Annotated in this window: 10 protein-coding genes; 2 read left to right on the top strand and 8 right to left on the bottom strand. The window is 74.6% G+C overall.

All coding sequences use genetic code 11. The features are described from left to right. Position 1: 1 nt before the first annotated feature. From AB0M27_RS25710 to AB0M27_RS25730, 5 genes are all read right to left on the bottom strand, one after another. A complete protein-coding gene (locus tag AB0M27_RS25710; RefSeq protein ID WP_365724565.1) occupies positions 2-3,709 on the bottom strand; it encodes a DUF5682 family protein in 3,708 nt (1,235 codons plus the stop codon). 161 nt (positions 3,710-3,870) lie between these two features. Continuing rightward, entirely contained in the window at positions 3,871-5,040 is a 1,170-nt protein-coding gene (locus AB0M27_RS25715) for an AAA family ATPase (protein WP_365724475.1), read from the bottom strand. A gap of 256 nt (positions 5,041-5,296) precedes the next feature. Further along, positions 5,297-10,300 carry a hypothetical protein gene (locus tag AB0M27_RS25720; RefSeq protein ID WP_365724477.1) on the bottom strand — a complete coding sequence of 1,668 codons (5,004 nt, stop codon included), beginning with the start codon at positions 10,298-10,300 and terminating at the stop codon, positions 5,297-5,299. Continuing rightward, entirely contained in the window at positions 10,297-11,151 is an 855-nt protein-coding gene (locus tag AB0M27_RS25725; protein ID WP_365724479.1) for a DUF4132 domain-containing protein, read from the bottom strand. Before AB0M27_RS25725 ends, AB0M27_RS25720 begins: the two co-directional genes overlap by 4 nt. A 160-nt stretch (positions 11,152-11,311) precedes the next feature. After that, on the bottom strand, positions 11,312-11,710 hold the full coding sequence (locus AB0M27_RS25730; protein ID WP_365724481.1) for a DUF5997 family protein: 399 nt from the start codon (positions 11,708-11,710) through the stop codon (positions 11,312-11,314). A 106-nt stretch (positions 11,711-11,816) separates the two neighbouring features. Between AB0M27_RS25730 and AB0M27_RS25735 the strand changes: the two genes are divergently transcribed. Beyond that, positions 11,817-12,578 (top strand): LysR family substrate-binding domain-containing protein, encoded by a 762-nt coding sequence (locus AB0M27_RS25735; protein WP_365724483.1) that lies wholly within the window; start codon positions 11,817-11,819, stop codon positions 12,576-12,578. A 208-nt stretch (positions 12,579-12,786) separates the two neighbouring features. On the opposite strand, the gene AB0M27_RS25740 is transcribed toward AB0M27_RS25735, so the two are convergent. From AB0M27_RS25740 to AB0M27_RS25750, 3 genes are all read right to left on the bottom strand, one after another. Next, positions 12,787-14,250 (bottom strand): MFS transporter, encoded by a 1,464-nt coding sequence (locus AB0M27_RS25740; RefSeq protein ID WP_365724485.1) that lies wholly within the window; start codon positions 14,248-14,250, stop codon positions 12,787-12,789. An 82-nt stretch (positions 14,251-14,332) separates the two neighbouring features. Next, entirely contained in the window at positions 14,333-14,917 is a 585-nt protein-coding gene (locus AB0M27_RS25745; RefSeq protein WP_365724487.1) for an HAD family phosphatase, read from the bottom strand. Between the two features lie 3 nt (positions 14,918-14,920). Then, positions 14,921-15,397, bottom strand: coding sequence for an Lrp/AsnC family transcriptional regulator (locus AB0M27_RS25750; RefSeq protein ID WP_365724489.1), 477 nt, complete (start codon positions 15,395-15,397; stop codon positions 14,921-14,923). A 240-nt stretch (positions 15,398-15,637) separates the two neighbouring features. Between AB0M27_RS25750 and AB0M27_RS25755 the strand changes: the two genes are divergently transcribed. Beyond that, positions 15,638-17,128, top strand: coding sequence for an FUSC family protein (locus tag AB0M27_RS25755; RefSeq protein ID WP_365724491.1), 1,491 nt, complete (start codon positions 15,638-15,640; stop codon positions 17,126-17,128). Positions 17,129-17,333 lie beyond the last annotated feature (205 nt).

Genomic DNA, 17,333 nt, shown 5'->3' on the forward strand with positions numbered 1-17,333 from the left:
CTCATGCGATCTTCTCCCCTACCCAGCGGGCGAGTTCGAGCGGACTGAGAGCGGCCACGGGCATGCCTGCGGACACCAACTGCCCGGCCACCCCGGTGGAGTAGCGGGGGCGGCCCGCGTCGTCGAGGCTCGCGCAGCCCAGCACATGGCAGCCGGCTCCGACCAGGGCGCGGACCTCGGCGAGCAGCCCGCCGACCGGGTAGCCCTCCTCGAAGTCGCTGACGACCACGACGAGCGTGCGCGAGGGCACGGTGACCAGCTCCCGTGCGTGCCGCAGTCCGGCGGCGATATGGGTGCCGCCGCCGACCCTGACCTCCAGGAGGAGGGAGAGCGGGTCCTCGACGTGGTCGGTCAGATCGATCACCTCGGTGGAGAAGGCAATGAAGTGCGTGGACAGGGTGGGCACCCCGGCTAGCACCGAGGCGGTGAGCGCCGCCCAGATTGTGGACGCCTCCATGGACCCCGACACGTCGGTGACCAGGATCAGCCGCCAGTCGGCCGACCGACGGGCACGACTGCGGAAGACGGGCCGCTCGGGAACGACCCGGACCGTGCCGTCCGGCATCCGGCGAGCCGTGGCCAGGTTCGCCCGCAGGGTGCGGGGCAGATCCAGTCCGCCGCCGGGGCGCCGGCTGGGGCGGGGCAGGGCGGTGCCGTGCAGCGCGGGGCGCAGCCGGGTCGCCAACTGCCGGGTCAGGGCGTCCACCAGGCGCCGGACCAGCGGACGCAGCGCGGCCAGCCGGGCCTCCGGCAGGCCGCCGGCGTGCCGCAGCACCGAGCGCAGCAGGTCGACGGAGGGCCGTACGCTGTCCGGATCCAGCTCCGCGAACACATCCTGGCGGCCGGCCGCGGCAGCCGCCGCCAGCACCTCCTCCCGGATACCCGGGCCGAACAGCGCCGCCAGTTCCTCGGACCACTCCCGCACCCCCGGATACGGCGCCCCGCGCCCGCCACCAGGCCCGGCGCCGCCCCGGCCCGAGAGATCTCCACGGCTGCCCTCGCCGTGTCCACTGCCGTACAACTCGTCCAGAGCCGTCGCCAGGCGCTGTGCCGGGCCGGACAGCCGGCTGCTCCTGCGGCCCAGCACCAGACGCCATCGGTCGGCCGGGGCGAGCCGGTGGCCCTCGTCGGCGGCGCCGAGGGGGACGGACGTCGCGACGTCCTCGGCCTTCGTCGTGGCGGTGGCCTCGGTGGGCCGCTGAGACGGGAGGAGTCCCAAGGCGGCCAGGGCCTCGCGCGCCGCGAGGTCGGCGCCGGTCCACACGGCGAGGGTCGCGGGATCCACGCCGCCGGTGTCGTCCGGGCGCTCTCCGTCCAGACGCTGCTCGACGGTATCCAGCAGCCGGTCGCGGGCGGCCGGGCTGAGTGTGTCGAAGCCGCCGCGCAGTGCCGGCAGCCGGTCGAGGAAGTCCCGGTCGGACAGCTCCGCGATCCGGCGCAGCAGCGGTTCCAGCGCGGGCGCCGCCGACTCCAGCAGCGGCCCGGCCGCGGTGAGCAGACCGGTCAGGCGGGCGGTGAGCGCCGTACGGGACCCGGCATCGCAGGCACCGTCCACCCAGGAGGCGACCCGGTCGCCGAACGCCAGGGCCTCCTGCTGTCCCAGCAGCACGCGTACGGCTCCGGCGGCGCCCCGCATCAGCGGCGAACCGCCGGCCGCCAGCCGGGCCAGCGCATCCGTGAGCCGGATGCCGCCCAACAGGTCGGCGCGGTGGGTGAGCTCCAGCAGAGCGTGTGCGTCGGCCGGGTCCTCGGAGCCGGTGAGCCCGTCGACCTGGCGCACCGCGGCGGCGGTCAGCAGGTCGGCGACGGCCGCCGCCCGCGCCGTACGGTCCTCGTCGCCGCCGAGTCCGGCGATGTGCCCGGCCCGCAGGCGATCCAACAGGGCGAGTCCCGCCAGGAGTTCGGGCAGTGTGCCGGAGGCCGCCAGCACCTCGGCGGTGTCGGCCAGCCGCTCGTCCGCGAGCCCGGGCAGGCCGCACTGCGCCGCCTGTTCCAGCCCGCTCAGGGTCTGCTCCGCCGTGGGTCCGCCCTCGTCCCGTTCGGCGCGTCGGTCTTCCCTCAGCATGCCCTCGGCGGCCTGCGCCGGCGTGACTCCGCGCATGCCGGCCGCGGTCAGCATGGCCGCGGTGGCCGGTGTCCAGCGCACTTCCCAGCGCGAGGTGAGCGCGTCGGCGCCGCCCGCGCCGACGACCGCCCTCGGCTCGCCGTACGGCACCGCGCACACCGCCAGGCGGCGCAGCAGCAGTTCACGGCGGCGGTCCAGTTCCGAGCGGAGCGGGTCCAGGCGCAGGTCCCGTGCACCCTGACCCGAGTCCGCCGGGCCGGGCAGCCCCAGCTCGGCGAGTTCCGCCTCGACCGCCGGTGCCAGTCCGCAGCGCGGTGTGTCCGGGGCCGGGCGGCCGGTGCGCGTCCCGACGAGCACCCTCCCCATCGCCCGGGCCACGGCCCGCCCCCGCCCGTACGGCTCGCCCTGCGCCAGCACCGTCTGCACCGCCTCGACCAGCTCGCCCCGGCCCGCCGCGGGCAGCCCCCGCAGCCGGGCGAGATCACCGGCCAGCCGCACGATCTCCCGTGCGTCGGCGGGTCCGGACGGATGGCCCAGCGCCCGCAACTCGGCGCACACCCGTACGGCGGCCCGCGTCAACGCGTCCTCCAGCGCGACGGGGTCACCGGCCGCGTCCAGCACCAGGTGCTGCCACTCCGGGTCACGGATGCCGGCCGGGTAGCCCGAACGTTCGTCGAGCAGGGCGTAGCTGTAGTGGATGAGCGAGGTCGTCCACGCCGCGGCAGGGCCCCGCGCCTTCTCGGCAGCGGGAGCCGGCACCGCCGCGACGGTGTCTGCGCCGCCGGGCGGGGCCAGGATCGCCGGGGCGTGGAAGGCACCCACGAGTACGGCGGCGCGCTCGCCCTTCGCGGTGGCCGCGGCGAGGCATGATCGCATCCACCGCTCGCGCCACAGGTCCAGCTCCGGCACCCCGCCCGAGGCCGTCGCCTCCTGCCGCAGCGCCCATCCCGTCAACAGCGCGGCCCGCCGCAGCGCCTCCGGCGGGGAACCGGGGGCGGCGGCCTCGACGAGCCGGTCCCACAGGTCGTCACCGGGGCGGCCGGTGAGCCGAGAACGCAGGGTCGAGGTGAGTCCCGCTGCGGCGGAATCAACGGCGGTCGCGCAGGCCTTCGCCGCCGGGGCGCCGGGGGCGCCCCGCAACTCGGCAGGGCGCGGGGCTGGGGTGGTGGGTGTTTCAGCGGTCTGGTCGGTTTGTGGGGCTGGGGTGCTGGGTCCCCCAGCCTTCCCGTCGGTCTGCGGGGCTGGGGCACTGGGTGCCCCGGCCTTCCCGTCGGCTCCCGTCGCCCCTGCCTCCGCGTCCAACTCCGCCGCTTCCGCGACCCGGTCCGGCCCGGGCACCCCCGCCCAGGCCCGGTCCGCCAGCGGCAGATCGCACGCGATCACCGGTACCCCGTGCCGCGCCGCCCAGCGCACGGCCGCCAGTTCCGGTGAGAAGTCGGCGAAGGGATAGAACGCCGGGCCCCCGGCCCCGTTTCCGGGCGCGGCTGCGAGGGCGACCGGAGCCCTGGTGTCCTCGTGGGCCAGCCAGGGCAGCCAGTCCTGCATCTCGGCGGGGAGCTCGACCAGCAGCACCTCCGGTCGGGCCGCGTCCAGCAGCGCCGGCACGGCGGCGGCGAGGGAGGGCGCGTGGTGCCGTACCCCGATGAGGTAGGGCACCGCCGGGTCGGTCAGGGCGGCTACGGCGGCCTCCGGATCGGCGAAAACCGCTGAGCCGGCGCCGCAGTCGGTGACAGCCGCGGAGCCCGTGTCGGGAGCAGGGTCGGCCACGGCCGACGCGTCGAGCGGAGAGAGTGGGGACACGGCCGTCAGCCCTCCAGGACCGTGCGCAGGTCCCACAGCGTGCGCCAGGTGGCCGAGCCCTGTTCGGCACGGCGCCGCACCGGGCCGTCCCAGTAGCCGCGCAGCCGCGCCGCGTCCGCCGGGTCGTCCTTGCGCACGACACCGAGGAGATGGCCGGGCAGCAGCCCGAGCACGTCCCGGTCGCCCGGGAAATACGCTGCGGCCAGCCCCAACGCGCCCGCCACGGACACCGCCTCCGCGGTGCTCATCACCGTGGACGGCCGTTCCACCTCCCAGCCCTCCGCCGACCGCCCCTCCCGCAGATCACGGAAGACGGTGACCAGGGCCTCCAGGACGGCGTCGTCCACCTGGAACGGCGCGCCCGCCCGTTCCACCGACGCCCGGGCCTGGCCGCGCACCAGCGCCGTCTCGGCGTCGAGGTCCGCAATGGGACCGACGGTCTCGAAGTTGAAGCGACGCTTGAGCGCGGCCGACATCTCCGAGACGCCCTTGTCCCGAAGGTTGGCGGTGGCGATGAGGTTGAAGCCCGGTGCCGCGTGTGCCAACGCGTCCTCGCCACCCGCCAGTTCGGGTACGGCGATGCGTCGCTCCGACAGCAACGACACCAGGGAGTCCTGTACTTCCGGCAGACAGCGGGTGACCTCCTCGACCCGGGCGATCGCACCCCGGGTCATCGCGGTGAGCACCGGTGACGGAACGAGCGCCTGCCGGCTGGGCCCCTGTGCCAGCAGCAGGGCGTAGTTCCAGCCGTACTTGAGCTGGTCCTCGGTCGTACCGGCCGTTCCCTGCACCACCAGCCCGCTGGTGCCGCACACGGCGGCCGACAGCAGCTCCGACAGCATGGACTTGGCGGTGCCTGGCTCGCCGACGAGCAGCAGGCCCCGCTCGCCGGCCAGCGTGACGACACACCGCTCGACCAGCGCGCGGTCGCCGACGAACTTTTCGGTGATCTCCAGCCGGCGCGGCACGCCCTCCGGCGCCTCCGCGTCCTCGGGCAGCCGCAGCGCCCGGCCGCCGCTGCCCATGACGAAGGTGACGACGGCCCGGGGCGTCAGCCGCCAGGCGGGCGGCCGCGGCCCGGAGTCGTGTGCGGTGAGGAAGGCCAGTTCGACGGCGTACCGGTCCTCGGGCGGGACGATCTGACGGGTCGCGTCGGGCACGAGGGCGGTGGTCATCGGCGGGATTCCTTCGAGGTGCTGCGGGAAGGGGTCGGAGTGAAGACGCGGCCGGACGGCGCGGCGAGAACGCGGCACCCGGCGGCCGGGGAATGGGGGGCGGACACCGACGCGACGGACCCCGATCCGGTGGAGATCGGCGCGGTGGAGCCCGGCGCGGTCCAGCCCGGTGTGGTGTGGCCCGGCGCGGCAGAGCCGGTCAGGCCCGAGCCCATCAGGGCGGAGCCCGACACGGCGGAATCCGTCGCACTGGACGTCATCGCCGCCGCCCCCGCCCGTTCGCGCGGGTGGTCAGCTGTTCGTACGCCGGGGCGTCGCCCGCGCGGACGCGGGTCCAGGCGCGCGTGAACAGCTCCGGCACCGGGACCGGCGGTATCGCGCGCTGATGGCCCGGAATCGGGTACAGACCCTCCTTCCAGGTCTCCACCGGCAGCGCGGGCGACTTCAGGTCGCGCCAGCCGCCCGGCAGGAACAGGGTCCGCCCGGCGCGCGGCCGTTTGGCCTCCACCACCAGGTCCGTCGCGGCCAGTTCGGCACGGGCCTTCTTCAGGCGTGCGGGCTTCCAGCCGGTCCAGCGGGCGCAGTTGCGGTCCGTCGGATCGGGCAGGGCCAGCAACTGGAGATAGAGCGCGGCCGCGTCCTCGCCCAGCCCGTGCGCGGCGGCAACCTCGGTGACGAGCGCGGGCACGCTGACCGTCGGGTCCTGGGCGTAACCCGCGGGGCCCTCGGCGCCCGCCGCGACCGCGCGACCCAGCTCCTCGCCGAGAAGCGTGCGGAGCATGCGCAGGCCGTGGCCGCGCTGCGCACCCACCAGGCCTTCCAGCAGCCCGAACACGGCGTCGTCGGGCCCGGTCAGCCCGGCCGGCCGGACGAGGACGGTCTCGGTGTCGCGGTACGAGGGGCGCAGTGCGAGCGCTTCCCCGACCCGGGTGGTGCCGTAGGCATCCGCACCGCCCGTGGCGGGCAGTCCGTACACCTTGCGCAGCTCCACGGCGGTGGAGCCGCCCTTCTCCGTGAACTCCACGTCCAGGCCGAGCATCAGCTCCGGGTCCAACATCCGGCGCCGCACCGCCGCGAGGCCCTCCGGCAGGGCGGCACGCAACGGGTGGCCGTACGGCAGGACGTACGCCAGTGCGGAGAGGGCGCCGACGGCACCCGTCAGGGCGTAGCTGCTCGGCATCGCCTGGGGGTCCTCCGGGACGAGGGTGCCGTCCTTGTCCGGACGCAGGACCGTGGTGCGCCTCAGCCACGGTGTGAGGGACGGGTTGAGTACGTCCCCGGCGCCTCCGGCGCCCATGCCGGCCAGTTCGGCGCTGAGGTCCTCCGGCAACCGGACCAGCGAGCCGAACCGGTCGGCCCACATCCGTCCCGCGGCCTGCGTGTCGGGGCCGGTCGTCCACAGGGCGGCCGGGTCGTCCGGCAGCAGCGCGCCGATCAGCGCCGACCGCCGTTCCATGCCCAGCCCGTGCAGCAGTGCGGCGCCGAAATCCCGCTGCCGGGGCTTGAGTCCGATGGCGGCGAGGGCCTCGGTGCGGGGCTGCTGCGGCAGCCCGGCGAGGAGCACGGTGGACTGCAGCGGGCCCAGCGCGCCGCCGGTCGCCGCCTCCAGCGCCTCGGGCGCGATGCTCTGCCAGGGTGCGGCGCCCTTGTCGCGGATCAGGCGGGTGACGGCGGTCAGGTCCTCGGCGGGGATCGTCGGGGCGTACCGCGTCTCCTGCTCCAGCGTGAAGTGCGCGACCGCGCCGAACGCCCCGGACGGATCGTGGTCCAGCGCCAGCCACTTGACCCGTTCCCGCTGCATGTCGACACCGTGGGAGCCGAGGATCACCACCGTGCGGCCGGCCCGGCGCAGCACCTGGCCGGAGCGCTGCTGCTGCTCCTGCGGTTCGCTGAGCACGACCTCCCGCAGTGTGCCGCCGGCCTCGACGAGCGGACCCTCGGCCAGGGTCTCGGCCAGCAACAGCAGCGGTTCTCGCTGGGCGTCGGTAAGTACGGGCGAGGCGGCCCGGTACAGCAGCGCCCGCAGCGCACCCAGGACCGGCGGCCACACCATGCCGATCGCCGGGACGGTGTGCTCCTCGCTGGTCCAGCCGTCCGTGAGGGCGCCGATGCGGGCCAGGCCGGGCAGCGGCTTGCCGTCGGCGGGCTTGCCGGACAGCACGTGGTTCACCGCGCGGATCTGGCGGAGCACGCTCCACCGCTCGCCGTACCACCAGCCGTGCAGCCCGACGACTCCGGACAGGGCGTCGTACAGGGTGCGGTCGTCGCCGTGCACGGGGCTGTGGTCGGCGAACATGCCCTCGGTCCGGTTGCGTGCCTGCACCGGCCTTTCCTTCGGCGGAGTCGCGAAGGTGGTGGCCGAGTCGGCGATGCGCAGCGCCGACCTGACGAGCGTGGCGACCCCGATGCGCAGCCGTTCGTCCGTCAGGTCCGGCAGGACCTGCTCGACGGCCTTCAGGGCAACGGCGTCCGCGGTCGGCACGGCGGCCTTGGCCGTCTCGTCCGAACCGGCCGCCTTCAGCGCCTCCTGGCGGAGCTTCAGCGCCTCGGCCGTGAGCCGCAGCAGCTCCGCGGCCTGCTCGTCGGCCAGGGCGCGCAGCACCGCCGAGCCCTGTTCGTCGCGCGGACGCAGCGCGTGCCAGAAGGGCAGCGGGGGCACGAACCGGGTGCCGGCGGCGTACTCACCGCCGCGGTCGTTCGGCGTCAGCCGGCCCAGCAGGCCGGTGAGCGAGGTGTCGTCGCCCGCGTACAGGCCGATGGTTCCACCCAACTGCGCCCTGTAACCGCCGAGTTGGGCGACGACCGGCTCGGCGCCGCCGGGCAGCCGCAGCGCACCGAAGGGAACGCCCACCGGGCCGTCGTGGTCCACCGCGACCGACACGGTCCGCCCGTCCGGCGTCCCGGCCGCACGGCGCTTCTCGGCGCCCTCGCCCTCCTTGCGCACCCAGCGCCCGAGCACCGTGCCGTCGGTGCCGAACGGGCTGTGCTCCAGGCCTGGTTGCAGCGGCAGGACCTCGCACACGCCGGGCAGCAGTTCGGCGTCCTCGCGGACGGCCGAGCGCAGCAGCGCGGGCAGCGACGCGCGGCCGTGCGTCCCGGTGACCGGGTCGTACTCCAGCCAAACCGTCTGCCTGCCCTGCCGGCCCTGGCGCCACAGGGTGGTGCCGTCGCCGATGATCGCGCGGCACGGCGGCAGATCCGTGTCACCCGCGTGCAGGGTGCGGCCACCGGTGGCCCGTCCGCCGCCGGCCAGCGGAATCGACGGCACGACGGCCTCCTGGCCGGACCACCAGGTGGGCAGCTGCTCGCCACCGAGTTCGAACACGTCGGCGGGCCGCGCCGACCAGTAGCCGTACTGCTTGCCGCCGTGCCGCCACATCACGAGCAGCTCCCCGTCCACGTACCGGAAGCGGGGGCGCTGCCAGCGGTCCAGGTCATGGGGCAGACGCAGGTCGTGGTCGAGCAGGATCCGCTCCGGTCCGACGACGACCGCCTTCCGCCCGTGGCAGAGGATCAGTGCGGGCCAGGCCTCGTGCACGGTCAGCGAGTGGTCCTCACCCTTCCTGCTCTGGCCGTCGAGCAGCGTCAGCGCCTCGTCGAGGGCGGGCCAGCCCAGCTCGTCGAGGATGCCCGCCCGCACGGTACGGCCGAGCAGCGGGGCCACCTCGCGGCCGGCCACCCGGGCCACCGCGTCCGGCGCGACCTCGGAGGCGATCACCCGGAAGGGGCGCAGCCGGTCCAGCGCCGCACGAGCGCCCGGCAGACCCGCCGCGCGCGTGAAGTCGCCGACGGCCTCGTCCAGCCACTGACGCAGCACCTCGGAGAGGACCGGATGGGCGGCGATCGTCTTCAGCATCGCCTCGCTGCGCTGATGGCCGCCGACCTTGTCCACGGCCTGGTGCAGCAGGCGCCGCAGCCGTGGGTCGCCGGCGACGGCCACCAGGTCACGCCGTCCGGTGCGGGTGTCCAGCAGCCACTCGGGCAGCGGCAGATACACGGGGACGTCCGCGCCCGGCAACGTCAGCGGGACGCGCTCGGCCGCGCACAGGTCCAGCAGGTCGAGATCGGCGCCGGCGTGCCAGCGGCCGGTGCACAGGTCCACCGGACGGCCGGCGGCCCGCAGCAGCGGAGCCATGCGCCCGACCAGCGCGAGCGTGGCCGGGCAGCGGCGGGAGTACGAGCCGCCGTGCTTGCGGAAGGACGCCCAGCGGCTGAGCCAGTCCGCCGGATCGGTGCCGTGCCCGGCCGCCGCCGACTCCTCCGTCAGCAGCCGGTCGGCCCCGGTCTCCGCGAGCAGGGTCAGCCAGAACTCCTCGTCCTCGGCGTCCCGGCCCAGACCTTCGGGCATGATCTCCAGCAACCGGGGCCGGATCTCCGGCCGTTCCTCGGCGAGGACCGGCAGCACGGAGCGGTAGGCGGTCCAGAAGGAGCGCGGCGCGCGGACCGCGGCGGGGGAGGCGATCAGGTCGGCGACCAGCGCGCACTCCTCGGTGACCCGGGGCAGGCCCGCCGCCTTGATCAGCCCCCGCGCGTCCTGCGGCAGCGAGGCGTACGGCGGCATCCCGGCCGCGCAGCGCTCCACGATCAGCTGCCGGAACTGCGCCCAGGCCGCGGCCGGTTCGAGCCGCCCGGCGAGGTCCCGCACATGCTCCTTGAGGGCCTTCACGGTCAGCGCACCGGCGAAGGCGAACTCCAGGAAGACCGCGCGCTGCCGTTCCTCGTCCACCACGAGCGCGTGCACCCGCTCGGCCTCGCGGGCCTTGCCGAAGAACGCGGCGGCGTACGTGGTGTTCTCGTGCTCCAGGAAGACCCGCGCGGCCTGTTCGTAGAACGTCGGCAGGAAGTGAGGCACGGCCCGGCCCAGCCGCTCGCCGAGCGCCTCGAAACCCTCCTTGGCCGCGCCCGGGCGGGACTTGGCCTGCCGGGCCAGCCGCTCGACGTCCTTGACCAGCGCGAGCGCGTGATGCCCGTTGGCCGGGTCGTTGACCAGTGCCCAGGCCGGGAAGCCCAGTGTCTCCCGGCGCACCTGCCCCACCTCGGGCGCCTCGGGCTCACGGGCGAGGCCCAGGAACTCCAGCGCCAGATCCTCCGCCTCGCCCAGCGTGCCCGGCACCAGCCGGACCACCTGCCGGCCGTCGAGGGCGGGATGCGTGTAGGTGCGGGCGGTGAGGCTGTCGGCGTCCTCGCGCGCGGTGCTGCCCGGGGGCAGGACGGCGCCGGCGTCCAGCAGAGCGGCCACCGTGGTCTCGTCGTACGTCATGCCGCCCGCTCCTCGTCCTCGATGTCCCGCCCCGCATACAGCGCGGCCGCCATGCGCATGCCCTCCGACCAGGCGACCGGTCCGACCTGACCGAGCTTCAGCACCCGTCCGGCCGGGTCGGACCAGACCAGCGGGCCGGTCTCGGTCTCCATGTAGCCGTCGTAGTCGCCGACCCACACCCGGGCCTCGACGCCCCGGCCGTCCTCCAGGACGGGACAGACGGCGTACCCTCCGCGCACCCGGTAGCCGAGCTGGGCGGCCCGGCCGTGCAGGAAGCGCAGCTCCTTGAACGAGCCGCCGGCGTACTCCTCGACCTGCGTCCCCTCGGCGTCGAGCGCCGCCGGGCGGTGCCAGACCTCCCGGAAGAGCTGCTGCGCGCCCTGCTCGACACCCAGCTCGACGGCGAACTCCCGCAGCTCCTCCAGGTCTTCGAGGAGGACCGGGTGCGGGATGCGGACGAGGTCGGGCGCGATGCGGACGGTGTCGCCGTCGAGGTCGACCAGGCCGAGGCCGCGCTCGGGATCCGCGTCCCGCAGGAAGCCGGCGACCTGCCCGTCGGCACCGGTGACCACGAGGTCGCGCAGCGCTGCCTGCCACGCCGGGTCGGGCCACACGCGCGTGACGACGGCGAGCGGCACCGGCAGCGAGCGGACCATCCACCGCTCGGCCGTGGCCAGGCACTGCCGTTCGTGCCGCTCCAGCCACTCGACGAGCTGCCTGAGGCCCACGACCGCGGGATCGTCGGCGATCTTCGGCGGCACCGACTTCAGCCGCCGCCCGGACGCGTTGCGGCACACCACCTTCCCGCCGTCGAGGGCGACCTCGTAGTCACCTGCCGACACCCACCCCATACGTGCCTCCCGCACCCGTGTTGATCAAGTGTCGGGAACTGTAGGGCAGGCCACTGACAACGCCCTCCGGGGCCGGAGGGCGTTGTGGAAAAACGGTTCTGGAAGAACGGTGCCGTCAAGGCGACTCCGGGAAAGCCGCTCCGGAGAGGCGGAGAAGGATTCAGCGGCCGGCGGCGCGCTGCTGCTTCTCCTCCTGCAGCTGCTTGATCCGCGCGGCCTCCTTGCGGACCTCGGCCTGAGTGGCGCGCTCCTTCTCCAGCCACTCGGGCCGCTCCTGCTTGAGCGCCTCGATCTGCTCGGTGGTCAGGGGCTCGGTGACCCCGCCGCGCGCGAGGCCGGCGATGGACACGCCGAGCTTCGCGGCGACCACCGGACGCGGGTGGGGACCGTTGCGCCGCAGCTCGCTCAGCCACTCCGGCGGGTTCGCCTGCAGCTCGTTCAGCTCGGCGCGCGTGACGACGCCCTCCTGGAACGAGGCGGGGGTGGCGGGGAGGTACACACCCAGCTTCTTCGCCGCGGTCGCGGGCTTCATCGTCTGGGTGCTCTGCTGCGAACTCATGAGGTCAAGGGTATCGGCCGCGTGCCGGGCCGCCGACCACGGCCGGTGACGGAGGTCAGGCCACGGCCGGTCACGGAGGGCGAGCCACGGCCGGTAACCTGGCCTGGTGACAGGCTCGGAGGAATCACCGTCGTTCCGGCTCGCGTACGTACCCGGAGTGACTCCCGCCAAATGGGTGAGGATCTGGAACGAGCGCCTGCCGGACATCCCGCTCACCCTTGACCAGGTCCCCGCAGCCGAGGCGCCCGAGGTGCTGCGCGCGGGCGAGGCCGACGCGGGTCTCGTACGGCTCCCGGTGGACCGTACGTTCTTCAGCGCGATCCCCCTCTATACCGAGACCACGGTGGTCGTCGTCCCCAAGGACCACCTGATCACGGCCGCGGAGGAGGTGACCCTGGACGACCTCGCCGACGAGGTGCTCCTCCACCCCCTGGACGACGTCTTCGACTGGGACAGTCCGCCCGGCGAACCCGCCTTCGAGCGCCCCGCGACGACGGAGGACGCGATCGAGCTCGTGGCCGCGAACGTCGGCCTCCTGATCGTCCCGCAGTCCCTGGCCCGCCTCCACCACCGCAAGGACCTCACCTACCGCCCGGTCACCGACGCCCCCCAGTCGAGCGTCGCCCTGTCCTGGCCGGAGGAGGCCACCACCGACCTGGTGGAGGACTTCATCGGCATCGTCCGCGGCCGCACCGTCAACAGCACCCGGGGCCGTACGCAGCCTCCGGCCGAGCAGCAACGCAAGCGCTCCGAGCCGACAGGCACCCGACAGAAGCCGGCGCCGAAGCCGACGGGCCGCAACCAGCGCGCCCGCACGGCGGGGGGCAAGCAGACCCCCAAGCGGGGCAAGCCACGCCGGAGGTCGTGAGGGCCGGGTCGGCGGCTTCGAACGCGCCGGTCATCTGCCTCGTGCCACACCACCCGGCGTCGTGCGACCGATACCCGCGGCCACTGTCCTCGACGTCACAGGCCATGCCATACCGCCGACGCAGAACCGCAGCCGCAGCCGCGCTCTGCGACCTGCCCACACAGCCTGTGCCGTGCGGCCCGCGCGGGTCAGCCCCTCCCGGCTGCCCTCACGCCTCCTGCCGCGCCGCTTCCCTCCTCTGCTCCGGCTGGGCATGGACCCGGCGTTCCCGCAGGTCGGCGAAGGCGAGGCAGAGGGCCAGCAGGATGATGGCGACCGAGGTGAGCAGGCCGTACTGGAGTGCGGTGGCGGGGTTGGCGTGGTTGGCCAGGTGGGCGAAGTACACCGAGCCCACCACGGCGACGCCGGCCGCCGCGCCGATGCGCTGGGCGGTCTGGAGTACCCCGCCCGCTGCTCCGCCCCGCCGTACGGGTACGAGGGACAGGGTGAGCGTGGTGTTGGGGGAGATGGTCAGGCCGGAGCCGATGCCGGCGACGAGCAGCGGGAGCGCGGCGGCCCAGGCCACGCCCCGCCCCGGTACCCAGTGCACGGCCGCGACGGCCCCGAGCATCCCCGCCGTCACCGTGCACAGCCCGGCGATGACCAGTTTGCGTCCGAAGCGCACCACCAGGCGGCCGCCCGCGGCGGCACCGGCCGCCGAGCCCACCGCGAACGGCATGGACGACAGGCCCGCCGCCAGCGCGCCGTAGCCCAGGCCGTTCTGCAGGAACAGCGTGTAGACGAAGAACAACGTAGTGAAGCCGCCGAAGTAGACCAGACTCAGCAGCGCGCCCAGCGTGAACGAGCGCAGCGAGAAGAGCCGCAGGTCGACCAGGGGTGCCCGGTCCCGCCGCCCCTGGCGCCGCTCCCACGCCCAGAACGCGGCCAGCAGCCCGGCACTGACGGGGAGCAGGGCCCACTTCAGCCGTCCGTGCCACTGCTGTTCCTGCACCAGCGGCAGCATCAGGGCGAGTACACCGGAGCCGAGGAGCAGGACGCCCGGTACGTCGAAGCACTCGCGCTTGCCCGGTGCGCCGGTGGAGTGGGGCAGCAGCCGCAGCGCCGCGCAGAAGACGGCCACGCCGATGGGCAGGTTGACGTAGAACACCCAGCGCCAGCCGTCGGGGCCGCCGGCCGTCTGGATCAGCAGGCCGCCCGCGAGCGGGCCGACCGCCGTGGAGATGCCGATGGTGCTGCCCATCATGCCGAACGCGCGGGCCCGCTCCGCGCCCTGGAACATCTGCTGGATCAGCGCCGAGGTCTGGGGCGCGATCAGGCCCGCCGACGCTCCCTGGACCAGCCGGAACAGCACCAGCCAGGCGGCGCCGGAGGACAGCCCGCAGGCCGCCGAGGCCAGCGTGAACAGCGCGAGCCCGGCCAGGAAGGTCTGGCGCCGTCCGCGCAGGTCACCGAGCCGCCCTGCCGGGACCAGGGCCAGACCGAGGGTGAGGGCGTATCCGGACATCACCCACGACAGCTCGGCCGTGCTGGCGCGCAGTCCGTGTTCGACCGAGGGCAGCGCCACGTTCACGATCGAGGTGTCCAGCAAGGTCATGAAGGCCGCGGTCAGACAGACGGCGAGCGCCTTCCACCGTCGGTCGTGCGGGGCCGGTCCGCCCCGGTCTGTGGTCATGGGATCACGCTAGGCAGCCATCGCCTCCCGCGCACGGCGGGAACGCCCAAAGCAGGACGGGGCCGACCGGTGCCGGTGGTGCTCAGTGGGACCCGGCCGTGGCCCGGAGCCACGCGTACGCCGACTGCGCCGTGAACTCCGTCTGGCCGCCGCGCAGCAGAAGGGTCGCCGTGGCGAATTCGGGCATGTCGGCCTGGGCGGCCACGTACGGGACGGCGACGCAGCGCATGCCGACCGCGTGGGCGGCGGCCGCGCCCGGTGCCGCGTCCTCCAGGACCACGCAGTCACCGGGGTCCGCGCCGAGCCGCCGGGCCGCCTCCAGCAACACATCGGGGGCGGGCTTGCCGCGCGGCACCTCCTCGGCGGACACCACGGTGCGCAGGTAGGTGCCCAGGCCCGTGCCTGCGAGGATCGCCTCGATCGCCTCCGGTGAGGACCCCGACGCGACGGCCATCGGTACCCCGTCGGCGGCCAGGAGCTCCACGAACTTGCGCATCTCCGGGTAGACCGGCGTACGGGTGCGGGCGATCTCCAGGTAGCGCCGGTTCAGCTCGGCGAGCAGGTCCTTGGCCGGCGCGCTCAGGCCGTAGCGCTCCTTCCAGAGCCGTGTCGCGTCCTGGTTGCCGATGCCGACGTACGCCTCGTTGTCCGTCCAGGTGAAGTCCAAGCGTCAGGCGCGCGCCGCCCGGCCGATCGACTCCACCAGGGGCAACAGCCGGTGCGGGACGCGCTCGCGCAGCGCCACCTCGGTCCGCGTGCGCACCACGCCCGGCAGGCTGATCAGTTTCTGGATGACGTCCTCCAGATGGGCGTTGTCCCGGCCCACCACCCGGGCGAGCAGATCGCCGCCGCCCGTGATCGAGAACGCCTCCACGATCTCCGGTACGGCGGCCAGCGCGTCCCCGACGTCGTCCAGGTGGCCCTGGGTGACCTCGATGTGCACGAACGCCAGCACCGGATGGCCCAGGGCGGCGGGGGAGAGGGAGGGGCCGGCGGGGGTGATCACGCCGTCCCGCTCCAGCCGGTCCAGCCGGGCCTGGAGCGTGCCGCGGGCGACGCCGAGGATACGGGCGTACTCGCGCACGCTGGTGCGCGGCTGTTCCAGGAGCAGTCGCAGGATGCGGGTGTCGAGTTCGTCCACGGCCATGATGGACGACTGTACCAATGGCTCAGCGGGCCCACCTCCACTCATGCCGTCCGACCTGGTCCATTGGCCCTCCGCCCGGCTGGACTAGCTGCGCGCTGCTGATCCGATGGCCCAGCGATTCCGGTCTCACTTGAGCCAGTGACCTCGGTGATGCTCTCATGGAGACGTCGATGGCGCTGCGGACCCCGCGGCGCCTTTTCTGTGCCGTGTTCCGTCCGGTTTCCCTGGGGAGGGCAGCAAGTGCTGAAGAGGATGTTCGTGGCTCCGGACCCGGGGCGGGCGCGGTTGCGCTTCGCCGCGCGGGCCGTCCTCGGCATCGGCCTCGCGGTCGTCGTCTGCTTCCTCGCCGGACACTCCCTCGTCGGCGCGGTCACCGGTGGCCTCGGCGCGCTGCTCGCCCTGTTCACCGTCGCCGACCCGACCGTGCGCGGGCAGGCCGTCACCACCGCGCTGCTGCCCGCCGTGGGCGTGCCGGTGCTCGCCGCCGCCGCCGAGCTGCACGCCGTGCCCGTCGCCCGCGACCTCGTCTTCCTGGCCGTCGTCGGCGCCGGCGTGTACGCGCGCCGCTGGGGACCGCGCGGGCACAGCCTCGGTGTGTTCGCCTTCATGACCTTCTTCGTGGCCCAGTTCCTGCACGCCACCCCGGGCCAGCTGCCCGAGCTGTACGCCGCCGTCCTGCTGTCCGTGCTCAGCGCGGCCGCGGTGCGGTTCGGCGTGTGGTGCTACGAGCGCCGGCTGCCCCCGGCCGTCGTACCGGCCCCGCCCGCCGGCCGTGGCCTCGCCCGGGTGACCACGCGGCAGGCCGTCCAGGCGACCGCCGGTGCGGGCTTCGCGCTCGTCGTCGGGCAGCTGGTGTCCGGACAGCGCTGGTACTGGGCCGTCGGCGCCACCTGGTGGATCTTCGTCAACACCGCCTCGCGCGGCGAGACACTGGTACGCGGCTTCCGGCGGGTCCTCGGCACGGTGATCGGCATCTGCCTGGGCTTCCTCGCCGCCGTCCCCGTGGGGGGCGCGCCCGTCCCGACGGCGGTCCTGGTCGCCGTCGCCGTCTTCGGCCTCTTCTACACGGCCGCCGTCTCCTACACCTGGATGATGCTCTGGGTGACGCTGCTCGCCGAACTGCTCTACGGCCTCCTCGGCGTCCTGAACCCCGGTCTGCTCGCGCTGCGTCTCGCCGAGACCGGTGTGGGTGCGCTCGGCGCCGCGCTCGCCGTGCTGTTCGTCCTGCCGGTCACCACCCACGCCATCACGGACGCCTGGATCCAGCGTGCCCTGCGCTGCGTCCACGCCTGCACGGCGGAGGCGGCCGCCCGGCTCGCGGGCTCCGCCACGGCCGACCCGGCGCCCCGCGTCGCCGAACTGGAGCAGCTGCTCGGCCGGGTCCGGCTGGCCGTGGCCCCGCTGGTGCACCCGCTGAACCCGATGCCGGCCCGCAAGCGGCGTGCCCGCCGCGTTCTCGCGCTCCTCGACGACTGCGCCCGTGAGGTGCGTGGCCTGGTGGCGGTCGCCGCCGATCCCGAGGCCTCGCACGACGCCCGCCTGGCCGCGGCCTGCTGGCGCGTGGAGGCGGCCGTCGAGGCGCTCACCGCGGGTCGGCTGGAGCACGTCCGCAGCCCCTCCGAGCAGCCCGCCGAGCCCGCCCTGGCCCACCTGCACGGCCTGGAGCGCGCCCTCGCCGACCTCGCCGAGCCCCTGCGGGCTCCTACGGGGTCGCGGTTGGTGGGGGCCTGAGTCCGGCACGGTTGTGGTGCGGCAGGTGATGAGGCCTGAGTCCGGGAGGGCTGGTTCCCACTGGTGGGGCCGGAACCTGGCGCGTCGTGGGCGCGGCTGACGGGGCCTTCGGGCACGGTTTGGGGGGCGGAGCCGCTGGGTGCTGAGTCGGGCACGGTTTGGGGGGCGGAGCCGCTGGGTGCTGAGTCGGGCACGGTTTGGGGGT

Origin of the sequence: Streptomyces sp. NPDC052107 (assembly GCF_040680215.1) — a bacterium.
Taxonomy (GTDB): Bacteria; Actinomycetota; Actinomycetes; order Streptomycetales; family Streptomycetaceae; genus Streptomyces.